The 457-nt window shown below is 57.3% G+C and carries 1 protein-coding gene; it reads right to left on the reverse strand.

The window, feature by feature from the left end:
* A partial coding sequence (locus MPC4_RS20090) for a nickel/cobalt transporter (RefSeq protein ID WP_425312510.1) occupies positions 1–457 on the reverse strand: 457 nt, incomplete at both ends.

Consider the following 457-nt stretch of genomic DNA (forward strand, 5'->3'; position numbering starts at 1 on the left):
ATGCTGATGCCCGCAGCCGCAGCCCTCGTGATGCACATGGTGCGGCGTAAAGGCGGTGAATTTCGGGCGCATCAGCAGCTGGCGCAATTTCTTTAGTGCACGGACACACAATAAAACGCCCAACACGCCAACCAGCGCATAACTTCCTTTCTCCAGCCAGAAACTGCTCATATGCAGCTGTCGGGCAGGCAGTTGCAGCACCGTGAGCACTACAACCACCAGTCCTATTGCCACCAGCCCCTGCAATAGGGAAGACGCCAGCGTCAGCCCAATGCTCGACTTGAGCTTCGACGGATGCGTCGCAAGCCAGGTCGTGATGACGATTTTGCCGTGCCCCGGCCCCAATGCGTGCAATACCCCATATATAAAGCTAAACAACAGCAGAGATCCGCCCGCACGTGTGGGGTTCGCGGCAACCGCTTTAAGCAACCCGCTCATCTGCTGGTTAACGTCACGC

Source organism: Methylocella tundrae (genome assembly GCF_901905185.1).
Lineage (GTDB): Bacteria > Pseudomonadota > Alphaproteobacteria > Rhizobiales > Beijerinckiaceae > Methylocapsa > Methylocapsa tundrae.